This window comes from Kribbella sp. NPDC104218, assembly GCF_055584105.1.
Window position 1 is genome coordinate 1,122,119 of sequence record NZ_JBVJMQ010000003.1, and the last position, 12,734, is coordinate 1,134,852.

Below are 12,734 nucleotides of genomic sequence, written 5' to 3' on the forward strand. Positions count from 1 at the left end.
CACCAGAGCCGTGCGTATTCGCGCGCCCACGTCACTACCCCCTGAGATCTGTGTCCCCCCAGACGCGGAGCCCCTCCACAGACCCCAACATCACAACCCCGCCCCGCGAACAGGTCAAGACCTCCACCCCCACAACCCTCCGCACCCACCCGCTCACACACGCGCCCGGAGGCGGTGTGGTTTTAGCGGAGGAGGGGGTCGATGGCTGCTGCGATGAAGAGGAGGGCGAGGTAGATGTTGGAGAAGTGGAAGAGGCGCATGGGGCGGAGGGCGGCGCCTTCGGCGCCGGTGTGGGCGCGGCGGAGGAGGTTGCGGGACTCGCGGAGGAAGACGACGCCGAGGACGGCGGCCGCGAGGGGGTAGACGTAGCCGGTGTCGGCGACGGGCCACAGGGCCAGGGAGGTGGCGACCATGACGATCGAGTAGACGAAGATCTGGCGCGCGGTCTGGACGGGGGTGGCTACGACGGGGAGCATCGGGACGTCGACGCTGGCGTAGTCCTCGCGGTAGCGCATGGCCAGGGCCCAGGTGTGCGGGGGCGTCCAGAAGAAGACGACGCCGAACAGGACGAACGGCGTCCAGGCGAGCTCGTTGGTGACGGCCGTCCAGCCGATCAGGGTCGGGAAACAGCCGGCGATCCCGCCCCAGACGATGTTCTGCACGGTCCGGCGCTTCAGGACCATGGTGTAGCCGAAGACGTAGAACAGGTTCGCGGCCAGGGCCAGGCCCGAGGAGAGCCAGTTCACGAACAGGCCGAGCTCGATCGTGGCCAGGACGCCCAGGACGATGCCGAAGATCGTCGCGGAGCGCGGGCTGACCGCGTGCCGCGGGAGCGGCCGGCGGCGGGTGCGGCGCATCTGCTCGTCGATGTCGCGGTCCAGCACGCAGTTGATCGTGTTGGCGCTGCCGGACGCGAGGATGCCGCCGATCAGCGTGGCGGCGACGACGCCCAGCCCGGGGACGCCCCCGGCGGCCAGGAACATCACCGGCACGGTGGTGATCAGCAGCAGCTCGATGATGCGCGGCTTGGTCAGACCGACGTACGCCTTCACCACGTCGCGCACGGACACCACGGTGGGGGCGTCGGGCTGCGGCGCCGGGTACGACGTCATCGCTGGACGCGGGTCGACGGCCGTCACGAACACCTCGAACTCGATGGGGTTGACGCCGGTTCCGGCGCTGACGGTTCGACAGTCTACGACGCGGAGTAGGAGGTCTTGACCACCCCCCGGGGGTGAGTCCGGGAACAACGGCGTTCACGTGCGGGTTGCTGATCTGTGAGACGTCCGAAACGTGGTGGCGAGTAGGCTCCTGACCGAGAACCAGCACGTGGTTTGACAGCCATCGAGAGGAGCGCCGCCGGCGTGACGGAGAAGACCAGCCCCAAGCTTGAATGGACCGACCTCGACAAGCGCGCGGTCGACACCGTGCGGGTCCTCGCGATGGACGCGGTGGAGAAGGTCGGCAACGGCCACCCCGGGACGGCGATGAGCCTGGCGCCGGCGGCGTACCTGCTGTTCCAGAAGGTGATGCGGCACAACCCCGCCGACCCGCACTGGGCCGGCCGCGACCGCTTCGTGCTGTCGGCCGGTCACTCCAGCCTGACGCTCTACATCCAGCTGTACCTGGCCGGCTTCGGCCTCGAGCTGGACGACCTGAAGGCCCTGCGCACCTGGGGCAGCAAGACCCCGGGCCACCCGGAGTACCGGCACACCCCCGGCGTCGAGACGACGACCGGCCCGCTCGGCCAGGGCGTCGGCAACGCGGTCGGGATGGCGATGGCCGCCCGCCGCGAGCGCGGCCTGTTCGACCGCGACACCGCCCAGGGCGAGAGCCTGTTCGACCACCACGTCTACGTGATCGCCTCCGACGGCGACCTCGAGGAGGGCGTCTCGGCCGAGGCCTCCTCGCTGGCCGGTCACCAGCAGCTCGGCAACCTGACGGTGATCTACGACGCGAACAAGATCTCCATCGAGGACGACACCGACATCGCCTTCTCCGAGGACGTGAACGCCCGCTACGCGGCGTACGGCTGGCACGTCCAGGACGTCGACTGGACCAACGGCGGCACGGGCTACGAGGAGAGCGTCCAGGCCCTGTACGACGCCATCGAGGCGGCCAAGGCGGTCACCGACAAGCCGAGCTTCATCCGGCTGCACACGATCATCGGCTGGCCCTCGCCCGGCAAGCAGAACACCGGCAAGATCCACGGCTCGGCGCTCGGCGCCGACGAGGTGAAGGCCACCAAGGAGGTCCTCGGCTGGGACCCGGAGCAGGACTTCCAGGTCGCGGACGACGTCATCGCGCACACCCGCGAGGCGGTCCAGCGCGGCCAGGCCCTGCAGGACGCCTGGACGGCCGACTTCGAGAAGTGGCGCGCCGCGCAGCCCGAGGCCGCGGCCCTGTTCGACCGGCTCGCGACCCGTACGCTCCCCGACGGCTGGGCGAAGGCCCTGCCGAGCTGGGAGGCGAGCGCGAAGGGCGTCGCCACGCGTGCGGCGTCCGGTGACGTGCTGAGCGCGATCGCGCCGGAGCTGCCGGAGCTGTGGGGCGGCTCGGCCGACCTGGCCGGCTCGAACAACACGACCCCGAAGGGTCAGCCGTCGTTCATCCCGGCGGAGCGCTCGACGGCGTCCTTCCAGGGCGACGAGTACGGCCGCGTGCTGCACTTCGGCATCCGCGAGCACGGGATGGGCGCCATCCTGAACGGCATCGCCCAGCACGGCGGCACCCGCCCGTACGGCGGCACGTTCCTGGTCTTCTCCGACTACATGCGCCCGTCGGTCCGGCTGGCCGCGCTGATGAAGCTCCCGGTCACCTACGTCTGGACGCACGACTCGATCGGCCTCGGCGAGGACGGCCCGACGCACCAGCCGATCGAGCACCTGTCGGCGCTGCGCGCGATCCCGGGCCTGGACGTCGTCCGCCCGGGTGACGCCAACGAGACGGCCGCCGCCTGGGAGGCCATCCTCGAGCACACCGACCGCCCGGCGGCCCTCGCGCTCACCCGGCAGAACGTGCCGACCTTCCCGCGTGGCACGGACGGCTACGCCACCACGGAGAACGTCCGCAAGGGCGGCTACACCCTGCTCGACACCGAGGGCACGCCGGACGTCGTCCTGATCGGCACCGGCTCGGAGCTGCAGCTCGCCGTCGAGGCCCGCGCGCAGCTGGCCGCCGAGGGCATCCAGGCCCGTGTCGTGTCGCTGGTCTCCCGCGAGTGGTTCGACGAGCAGGACGACGCCTACCGCGAGTCCGTCATTCCGGCCGAGGTGCGGGCCCGGGTCTCGGTCGAGGCCGGGATCGCCCAGAGCTGGCACGGCGTCGTCGGCGACGCCGGCCGCACGGTCAGCATCGAGCACTACGGCGCCTCGGCCGACTACCAGAAGCTGTACGACGAGTTCGGCGTCACCACGGCCGCCGTCGTCCAGGCGGCCAAGGACAGCATCGCGGCGGCGGCCGGTATCTCCGGTCCCGGCGTCCCCCCGAAGCGCGCGGCGTCCGGACCGGTCGGCCCGGCCGACGCCCACTGACACCGCACAACAGAAGATTCGGAAGAAGGCATCGGAGCTATGAACGATCGCTTGAAAGCACTCGCCGACGCGGGTGTCTCCATCTGGCTCGACGACCTGTCCCGGCAGCGGCTCGCCAGCGGTAGCCTGCGCGCGCTGATCGAGGACAAGCACGTCGTCGGCGTGACGACGAACCCGACCATCTTCGCCAAGGCCATCTCGGACGCGAACGCGTACGCCGGGGTGGTCGGCCGGCTGGCCACCGAGGGCGTCTCGACCGACGAGGCGATCCGGGTGATCACCACCGACGACGTCCGCGACGCCGCCGACCTGTTCAAGCCGGTCTACGACGACACCGACGGCCAGGACGGCCGGGTCTCGATCGAGGTCGAGCCTGGTTTCGCCCGGGAGACCCAGAAGACGATCGACCAGGCCAAGGAGCTGTGGGAGATCGTCGGCCGGGAGAACGTGTTCATCAAGATCCCCGCGACCAAGGAGGGCCTGCCCGCGATCACCGCGACGCTGGCCGCCGGGATCAGCGTGAACGTGACGCTGATCTTCTCGCTGGAGCGCTACAAGGCGGTCGTGGACGCGTTCCTCAGCGGCCTCGAGCAGGCGATCGAGAACGGTCACGACGTGACCAAGCTGGCCAGCGTGGCATCGTTCTTCGTCAGCCGGGTGGACACCGAGATCGACAAGCGCCTGGTTGCCATCGGCACCGACGAGGCGCTGGCCCTCAAGGGCAAGGCCGCCGTGGCCAACGCGCGGCTCGCCTTCGAGGCGTACGAGGAGATCTTCGCCAGTGACCGCTGGCGCGAGATCGAGACCGCCGGCGCGAAGCCGCAGCGCCCGCTGTGGGCCTCGACCGGCGTCAAGGACCCGTCGTACTCCCCCACTCTGTACGTCGACCAGCTGGTCACCGCCGGTGTCGTCAACACGATGCCCGAGGCAACGATCAAGGCCGTCGAGGAGCACTCCGAGGTGACCGGCGACACCGTCCGCGGCGACTACGACGCGGACCGCAAGGTGATCGCCGACCTGGAGAAGCTGGGGATCTCCTACGACGAGGTCGTCCAGCTGCTCGAGGACGAGGGCGTCGCGAAGTTCGACGCCTCCTGGTCCGAGCTGCAGGACACCGTCACCGCGGCCCTGAAGGGTGCGGCCAAGTGACGAACGTAACGACCCACAACGGCGACTGGACCGAGGTCGTCAACAAGCTCGTCGAGGAGAAGATCGCCTCCCGGATCGCCGCCAAGGACGCGACGATCTGGGGCCCGGACGCCGAGGCCGAGGCCTCGATCCGGCTCGGCTGGGTGGACCTGCACGAGACCTCGCGGCCGCTGCTGGTCGAGATCGAGGCCCTGCAGGCCGCGCTGCGCGCCGAGGGGATCGACCGCGTCGTCCTGTCCGGGATGGGCGGCTCGTCGCTCGCCCCCGAGGTGATCACCCGGACGGCGGGTGTCGACCTCGTCGTGCTGGACTCGACCGACCCGAGCGTCGTCGCGCGGGCGCTGTCCGGCGACCTGTCGAAGACGGTCGTCGTCGTCTCCAGCAAGTCCGGCGGCACGGTCGAGACCGACAGCCACCGGCGGACGTTCGTCAAGGCGTTCACGGACGCCGGCATCGACGCCGCGTCGCGGATCGTGGTCGTGACCGACCCGGGTTCGCCGTTCGAGAAGCTGTCGGCCGACGAGGGCTACCGCAAGACGTTCCTCGCGGATCCGAACGTCGGCGGCCGCTACAGCGCGCTGACGGCGTTCGGCCTGGTGCCGTCCGGCCTGGCCGGCGCGGACATCGCCGAGCTGCTGGAGCAGGCCGCCGAGGCGGCCCCGGCCCTGCAGGCCGACTCGACCGACAACCCGGCCCTGTGGCTGGGTGCGGTGCTGGCGGCGTCCGAGGGTCGCGACAAGGCGATCATCACGGCCGACGGCTCCGACATCGTCGGCTTCCCGGACTGGGCCGAGCAGCTGATCGCCGAGAGCACCGGCAAGCTCGGCACCGGCGTCCTGCCGGTCGCCGTCGAGGTCGGCGCGCCCGAGCTCACCAGCGAGGCGGCCGACCTGACCAACGCCCTGCTCGCGGCCAAGCCGACCAGCGGCGTCCCAACGGCGCTGACGTCGGGCTCGCTCGGCGGGCAGTTCCTGCTCTGGGAGGTTGCGACGGCGGTGGCCGGCTACCTGCTGGGCATCGACCCGTTCGACCAGCCGGATGTCGAGAGCGCGAAGAAGGCTGCTCGCGGCCTGCTCGACGCGCAGCCCGAGCCGGAGGCGGCCGCCTTCACCGACGGCGTCGTCGAGGTTCGCGGTTCCGCGGGCCTGCTGGACGGCGTCGACACCCTCCAGGGCGCGGTCGACGCGCTGCTCGGTCAGCTCGACGAGGTCGGGTACGTCGCGGTGATGGCCTACCTGGACTCCGAGCGGGACGCCGACCTGATCGGCGTCCGGCCCGCGATCGCCACGAAGACCGGCCGTCCGGTCACCTTCGGCTGGGGGCCGCGGTTCCTGCACTCGACCGGCCAGTACCACAAGGGCGGGCACCCGGAGGGCGTGTTCCTCCAGATCACCGCGGCACACCCGGCGGACGTGGAGATCCCGGATCGCCCGTTCACCTTCGGTACGTTGATCTCGGCCCAGGCGGCCGGCGACGCGAACGTGCTCGCCGAGCGCGGCCGGCCGGTGCTGCGACTGCACCTGACCGACCCGGCGAGCGGCGTCCGGCAACTTCTTTCACTGTTCACCAAGTAAGCAACTCAGGAGGAAGCGGCTGATGACCGCTGAGCTCGACGACGGGCCGGTCGGCCCGGTGAACCCGCTGCGGGATCCCCAGGACCGGCGGCTCCCGCGGATCGCGGGACCGTGCAGCCTGGTGATCTTCGGCGTCACCGGCGACCTGGCGCGCAAGAAGCTGATGCCGGCGGTCTACGACCTGGCGAACCGGGGGCTGCTGCCCCCGGGTTTCGCCCTGGTCGGCTTCGCCCGGCGCGACTTCACCAACCAGGACTTCGCGCAGATCGTGCACGACTCGGTCAAGGAGCACGCGCGGACGCCGTTCCGCGAGGAGGTCTGGCAGCAGCTGGCCGAGGGCTTCCGGTTCGTGCCCGGCGATCTGACCGACGACGAGGCGTTCAAGCGGCTGCGCGAGACGGTGGACGAGCTGGACGTCAGCCGCGGGACGGGCGGGAACCACGCGTTCTACCTGTCCATCCCGCCGGGTCTGTTCCCGCAGGTCGTGCAGCAGCTGTCCGAGCACGGCCTGACCGAGGAGAAGCCGGGCTCGTGGCGGCGGGTCGTCATCGAGAAGCCGTTCGGTCACAACCTGCAGAGCGCTCGTGAGCTGAACCAGGTGGTCGAGTCGGTCTTCCCGCCCGAGGCGGTCTTCCGGATCGACCACTACCTGGGCAAGGAAACCGTCCAGAACATGCTGGCGCTCCGGTTCGCGAACGCGATGTTCGAGCCGGTCTGGAACAGCCACTACGTCGACCACGTCCAGATCACGATGGCCGAGGACATCGGCATCGGCGGCCGGGCCGGGTACTACGACGGGATCGGCGCGGCCCGCGACGTCATCCAGAACCACCTGCTCCAGCTGCTCGCGCTGGTCGCGATGGAGGAGCCGGTCAGCTTCGACGCCTGGTCGCTGCGCCAGGAGAAGAAGAAGGTGCTCGCCGCGGTCAAGCTGCCCGAGCGCCTCGACCTGCACACCGCCCGCGGTCAGTACGCCGCCGGCTGGGCGGGCGGCACGAAGGTCAAGGGCTACCTGCAAGAGGACGGCATCCCGGACCACTCGGCCACCGAGACGTTCGCCGCGATGCGGGTGGACGTCGACACCCGGCGCTGGGCCGGCGTCCCGTTCTACCTGCGGACCGGGAAGCGCCTGGGCCGGCGGGTGACCGAGGTCGCGGTGATGTTCAAGCGCGCCCCGCACCTGCCGTTCACCAAGACCGAGACCGAGGAGCTGGGCCAGAACGCCCTGGTCCTGCGGATCCAGCCCGACGAGGGCATCACGATGCGGTTCGGCGCGAAGGTCCCGGGCACGTCGATGGAGATCCGCGACGTGAACATGGACTTCCAGTACGGCGGCTCGTTCACCGAGTCGTCGCCGGAGGCCTACGAGCGGCTGATCCTGGACGTCCTGCTCGGCGACCCGCCGCTGTTCCCGCAGCACACCGAGGTCGAGCTGGGCTGGAAGATCCTCGACCCGGTGATCAACTACTGGGCCGAGCACGGCAAGCCCGAGCAGTACGCCTCGGGTGACTGGGGCCCGGACTCCGCGCACGAGATGCTCGCCCGCGACGGACGCGCCTGGAGGCGGCCATGATCATCGACCTCACCGACACGACGTCGAGCGGGATCGCGTCGGCGCTGCTGAAGGCCCGCCGCAGCGCGGGTTCGCCGGCGATGGGCATGGTCGGCACGATCGTGGTCGTCGTCGACGAGGCGTCGCACCACGACGCGATGAAGGCGGCCAACGAGGCCGGGCGCGAGCACCCGTCCCGGGTCCTGGTCGCGATCCTGCGGCCCGGCCGCGGCGCCTCCGGGCTGGACGCCGAGGTCCGCGTCGGGGAAGGCATTCCGGGTGAGGCCGTGCTGCTCCGGCTGCACGGTGAGCTCGCCTCGGTGCCGGAGTCGGTCATCACGCCGCTCCTGCTGCCGGACTCCCCCGTCATCGTCTGGTGGCCGGGTGGCGGCCCGAAGGTTCCGGCCGAGGACCCGCTGGGCCGGCTGGCGCGTCGCCGGGTGACCGACGCCGCGCAGGGTCGGCGAGCGACCATCGACTTCAACGCGCGCGCCGAGGGCTACGCGCCGGGTGACACCGACTTCGCGTGGACGCGGCTGACGCCGTGGCGCGCGCTGATGGCCGCCGCGCTGGACCAGTACCCGACCAAGGTGCTGGCCGCCGAGGTCGTGTCGGCCAAGGGCAACCCGAGTGCGGATCTGATGGCCGCGTGGCTGCAGTGCCGCCTCGGCGTCCCGGTCGAGCACAAGACCTCGAAGGGCCCCGGGATCACCGCGGTCCGGATGTTCACCCCGGCCGGCGCGATCGCGCTGACCCGGCCGGACGGCGCGGTCGCCACGTTCACGATTCCCGGCGCCCCGGATCGCCCGGTCGCGCTCAAGCGGCGGACGACGTCCGAGCTGCTGAGCGAGGAGCTGCGGCGCCTCGATCCGGACGATGTGTACGCGAAGACGCTCGCCTGCATGGTCGAGCGGGACAAGCTGCCGGCCGACGCGAAGAAGGTACGTGCCGAGGACCGGCGGTCGACGCAGGCCGCGGTCGCGAAGGCCGCCGCGAAGGCCGCTGCCGTGAGCGGTAAGGCGGCGTCCGAGGAGCTGGAGGCCAAGGCGGACAAGCGCCCGGTGCGGAAGACTGCCAAGAAGGCCCCGGCGAAGAAGACCAGCGCCAAGAAGGCCGTCGCGAAGAAGGCGCCGGCCAAGAAGAGCCCGGCCAAGCGCGTGGCGGGCCGGTCATGACGGATCGCGTGGTCGATCCGGAGCTGCTCATCCACCGCGACGCGAGCGGGCTGGCGCATGCGGTCGCGGCCCGCTTCGTGACGGCGCTGGTCGATGCCCAGAGCAACGGCCGGGTCGCGCAGGTGGTGCTCACCGGCGGTCGCGTCGCCGCGGCCGTCTACCGCGCGGTCGCGGAGTCGCCGGCCAGCCGGACGATCGACTGGCGGCGGGTCGAGTTCTGGTGGGGTGACGAGCGGTTCCTGCCGCCCGGTGACCCCGAGCGGAACGAGACCCAGGCGCGGGACGCGCTGCTGTCCCAGGTGGACGTCGACCCGGCCCGGGTGCACCCGATCCCGGCCGACACCGGGCAGACCGCCGAGGTGGCGGCCGAGGCGTACGCGACCGAGCTGGCCGCGACGCTCTCGGCGCTGAGCGACGACAAGGGCCGCGCGGTCCCGGCCTTCGACGTCCTGATGCTGGGCGTCGGGCCGGACGGGCATGTGGCCTCGCTGTTCCCGGGCTTCCCGCAGCTCGAGGTCACCGAGGTGAGCGCGGTCGCGGTGCACGACTCCCCCAAGCCGCCGCCGACCCGGGTCTCGCTGACCTTCCCGGCGCTGAACCGGTCCCGCGAGGTCTGGTTCGTCGTGTCCGGCTCGGACAAGGCCGAGGCGGTCGCCGACGCGCTGACGGAGAGCAGCACGCTGCCGGCGTCCGGGCCGAAGGGGCGCAACCGCACGCTGTGGCTCCTCGACGAGGACGCCGCCGCGCAGATCCAGTAGCCGTTCGCCGAAGCCGTCCATCGCCGAATAATCGGGCGACGGGCGGCTTTCGCGTAGGTAGGGTTACCCGCATGCGTCGTACAGCTTGAGCAGCGTGCATTCCTTGAGTGAGCCCACCGGTCAGCCGACCCGGTGGCGATCGGGTGCGCCACCAGCGATCACGGCCCCACGCTGCTCAAGGATCACTCTCGATGGCTCTGCCGATCACCATTGGCGTCGTTGCCCACGTCGACGCCGGTAAGACCACCCTCACCGAACGCCTGCTGTACGCCGGTGGCGCCCGCGCCCGGCTCGGCAGTGTCGACGCCGGGACGACCGCGACCGACACGATGGACGTCGAGCGCCGGCGCGGGATCACCGTCCGCGCGGCGGTCGCGTCCTTCCAGCTGGACGACGTCCAGGTCAATGTCCTCGACACCCCCGGCCACCCGGATTTCATCGCCGAGGTGGAGCGCTCGCTGCTCGTCCTCGATGTCGCGATCCTGGTCGTGTCGGCCGTCGAAGGCGTGCAGCCGCAGACCGTCGTCCTCGGCCGCGCGCTGCGGCGGCTCGGCATCCCGACCATCGTCTTCCTGAACAAGACCGACCGCCCGGACACCGATCCGGCGCGGGCGGTCGCGACCCTGCACGCTCGGACCGGGATGCAGTTACTCGACCCGGCGTCCGACCTGCTCGAAGTGGTCGCCGATCTGGACGACCGGACGTTGCAGCGGTGGCTGGCCGGTGCGCCACCGGCTCCGGCTGAGCTGATCGAGCTCGGTTGGGAGCAGGCGCGCCGGGCGCGGGTCTGGCCGGTGGTCCGCGGTTCCGCGCGGTCGGGTGCCGGGATCGACGAGCTGCACGAGGCGTTACGGCAGCTGGCGCCGCGCCGGACGGCGTCCGAGGAGAAGCTCGCGGCGGTCGTCTTCAAGGTCGAGGCCGAGCCAGGGATCCCGCGGTCGGCGCTGGTCCGGCTGTGGTCGGGCGCGCTGCGGGTCGGCGATCGGATCAGTGTGGCCGGGCGTCGTCCGCAACGGGTGAAGGACATCCAGGTCGCCACACCGGACGGGTTCGTGCCGGCGCGGCGGGCCGCGGCCGGGGACATCGCGCGGGTGCGCGGCTGGGCCGAGGCGCGGATCGGGGACGAGATCGGTCAGCTCGGGCTCCGGCAGACGGCGGTGAACCGGAAGGCGACCATGCATGCGACGGTCCGGCCGGCTCGGGCGTCGCAGCAGTCGGCGCTCGGAAGCGCGCTGCGCGAGCTGGCGGAGATCGACCCGATGATCCAGCTCGGCAGCACGGACGGCGAGCTGACGGTCGAGCTGCTCGGGGAGGTGCAGAAGGAGGTGCTCGCGGAGGTGCTGAGCGCGACGTACGGCGTACCGGTCGAGTTCGGCGCGACCGGAATGGTGTGTATCGAGCGGGTGCTCGGGACGGGTTCGGCGGCCGAGGTGATTGCCGAGGGCGACAATCCGTACCTGGCGACGCTCGGGTTGCGGATCGGCCCGGCGGCGCCCGGGAGCGGGATCACGATCGAGCTGGACGTCGAGCTCGGGTCGATGCCGCGGTCGTTCTTCACCGCGATCGAGGAGTCGGTGCACGAGCAGCTGCGGTACGGGCTGTCCGGGTGGGCGATTCCGGACGCCGTCGTCGAGATCACGCGGACGGGGTACTGGGCGCGGCAGAGTCATGCGCACGGGTCCTTCGACAAGTCGATGTCGAGTACGGCGAAGGACTTCCGGCTGTTGACGGCCGTCGTCCTCGCCGAGGCCCTGCAGCGGGCCGGGACGCAGGTCTGCACGCCGATCGAGCGGTTCTCGATCGAGGCGCCGCGGTCGGCCGTTCCCGAGCTCAACGCCCTGTTCCGCGCGCATCGCGCGGTCGCCCTGGGCTACACCGACCAGGGCGATTGGACGACGGTGATCGGGGATATCCGGACGGACCGGCTGCCCGGGCTGATCTCCGGGCTGCCCGCCGCGACCAGCGGCGAAGGGATCCTGGAGACGACGCCGGACCGGTACGACGACTGCGACGACCTGCCGCCCCGGCGTCCGCGGCCCGGGCCCGATCCGCACGACCGGGCGACCTTCTTCCGGCTGCAGACCCGGTGAGTTCTGTCGGTGGGCGCTGACAGGATGCCGGGTATGAGCGGATTTCGGGAGCTGCACTCGACCGGTTTCGTGATGCCGAACGCCTGGGACGCCGGGAGCGCGGTGCTGCTCGCGGCGGCCGGGTTCCCGGCGATCGCGACGACGAGCGCCGGGATCGCCTTCTCGATGGGTAAGGGCGATCACACGCTGCCGTCCGGCGCGCCCGCTGTCTCGCGGAGCGCGATGTTCGACCGGATCCGGGAGATCGCGGCGGCGGTCGGCGTACCGGTCAGCGGCGATCTCGAGGACGGGTACGGCGCCGCGCCCGAGCAGGTCGCCGACACCATCCGGCTGGCCCGTGAGGCCGGGCTCGCGGGCGGCAACATCGAGGACTACGACGGCCGCGAGCTCTACGAGCTGGAGCTCGCGGTCGAGCGGATCGCCGCCGCCCGGGCGGCCGCCGGCCCGGATTTCGTGCTCACCGCGCGGACCGATGGTCAGCTGCTGGGGACGCCGTCCACGCTCGCTGACTCGATCGATCGGGCCAACCGGTTCCGGGCCGCGGGCGCCGACGTCCTCTACGTGCCGGGGGTCAACGACCTGGACGCCGTCCGCACGCTTGTCCGCGAGGTCGACGGGCCGGTGAATGTCGTGCTCGGTCTCGGCTCGTCGGCGTTGACCGTGCCCGCGCTGCTGGACGCCGGCGTCCGGCGGATCAGCCTCGGCGGGTCGATCGCGCGGGCCGCGCTCGGGTTCATCCGCCGCAGCGCGCAGGAGCTGGCCGCGCAGGGCACGACCGGCTTCGCGACCGAGCAGATCCCGCAGGGTGAGCTGAACGAGCTGTTCGCGCGTTCCACAGACTTGGGCGGTAACTGAAACGCGGGATTGAAACGCTCTCGCCCGCGCGCGGCGAGACTTCCTACG

The 12,734-nt window shown here is 71.3% G+C and carries 9 protein-coding genes and 2 pseudogenes; 10 read left to right on the top strand and 1 reads right to left on the bottom strand.

Annotation, left to right across the window (positions count from 1 at the left end; all coding sequences use genetic code 11):
* Positions 1 to 182 precede the first annotated feature (182 nt).
* Positions 183 to 1,112 (bottom strand): heme o synthase, encoded by a 930-nt coding sequence (locus ACZ6ZD_RS29940; protein ID WP_465677486.1) that lies wholly within the window; start codon positions 1,110 to 1,112, stop codon positions 183 to 185.
* Between the two features lie 252 nt (positions 1,113 to 1,364).
* Here ACZ6ZD_RS29940 and tkt point away from each other — a divergent pair, with 252 nt between their 5' ends.
* The 10 genes and pseudogenes from tkt to ACZ6ZD_RS29990 all read left to right on the top strand — a co-directional run bounded on the left by tkt (position 1,365) and on the right by ACZ6ZD_RS29990 (position 12,686).
* Positions 1,365 to 3,533 carry a transketolase gene (gene tkt / locus ACZ6ZD_RS29945; protein WP_465677260.1) on the top strand — a complete coding sequence of 723 codons (2,169 nt, stop codon included), beginning with the start codon at positions 1,365 to 1,367 and terminating at the stop codon, positions 3,531 to 3,533.
* Between the two features lie 39 nt (positions 3,534 to 3,572).
* A complete protein-coding gene (tal, locus tag ACZ6ZD_RS29950) occupies positions 3,573 to 4,682 on the top strand; it encodes a transaldolase (protein WP_465677261.1) in 1,110 nt (369 codons plus the stop codon).
* On the top strand, positions 4,679 to 6,256 hold the full coding sequence (locus ACZ6ZD_RS29955) for a glucose-6-phosphate isomerase (RefSeq protein WP_465677262.1): 1,578 nt from the start codon (positions 4,679 to 4,681) through the stop codon (positions 6,254 to 6,256). The genes tal and ACZ6ZD_RS29955 overlap by 4 nt, the downstream gene beginning before the upstream one ends.
* Before the next feature lie 22 nt (positions 6,257 to 6,278).
* A complete protein-coding gene (gene zwf, locus ACZ6ZD_RS29960) occupies positions 6,279 to 7,829 on the top strand; it encodes a glucose-6-phosphate dehydrogenase (protein WP_465677263.1) in 1,551 nt (516 codons plus the stop codon).
* Positions 7,826 to 8,983 carry a glucose-6-phosphate dehydrogenase assembly protein OpcA gene (locus ACZ6ZD_RS29965; RefSeq protein ID WP_465677264.1) on the top strand — a complete coding sequence of 386 codons (1,158 nt, stop codon included), beginning with the start codon at positions 7,826 to 7,828 and terminating at the stop codon, positions 8,981 to 8,983. The genes zwf and ACZ6ZD_RS29965 overlap by 4 nt, the downstream gene beginning before the upstream one ends.
* On the top strand, positions 8,980 to 9,741 hold the full coding sequence (gene pgl / locus ACZ6ZD_RS29970; protein ID WP_465677265.1) for a 6-phosphogluconolactonase: 762 nt from the start codon (positions 8,980 to 8,982) through the stop codon (positions 9,739 to 9,741). Before ACZ6ZD_RS29965 ends, pgl begins: the two co-directional genes overlap by 4 nt.
* 191 nt (positions 9,742 to 9,932) lie before the next feature.
* A pseudogene (locus tag ACZ6ZD_RS29975) lies at positions 9,933 to 10,547 on the top strand (GTP-binding protein); the annotation flags it as partial.
* Positions 10,548 to 10,643: 96 nt separating this feature from the next.
* Positions 10,644 to 11,492, top strand: a pseudogene (locus ACZ6ZD_RS29980) (GTP-binding protein); the annotation flags it as partial.
* A complete protein-coding gene (locus ACZ6ZD_RS29985) occupies positions 11,466 to 11,831 on the top strand; it encodes a hypothetical protein (RefSeq protein WP_465677487.1) in 366 nt (121 codons plus the stop codon). The pseudogene ACZ6ZD_RS29980 and the gene ACZ6ZD_RS29985, both read left to right, overlap by 27 nt.
* Before the next feature lie 33 nt (positions 11,832 to 11,864).
* On the top strand, positions 11,865 to 12,686 hold the full coding sequence (locus ACZ6ZD_RS29990) for an isocitrate lyase/PEP mutase family protein (RefSeq protein WP_465677266.1): 822 nt from the start codon (positions 11,865 to 11,867) through the stop codon (positions 12,684 to 12,686).
* The last annotated feature ends 48 nt before the right edge of the window (positions 12,687 to 12,734 follow it).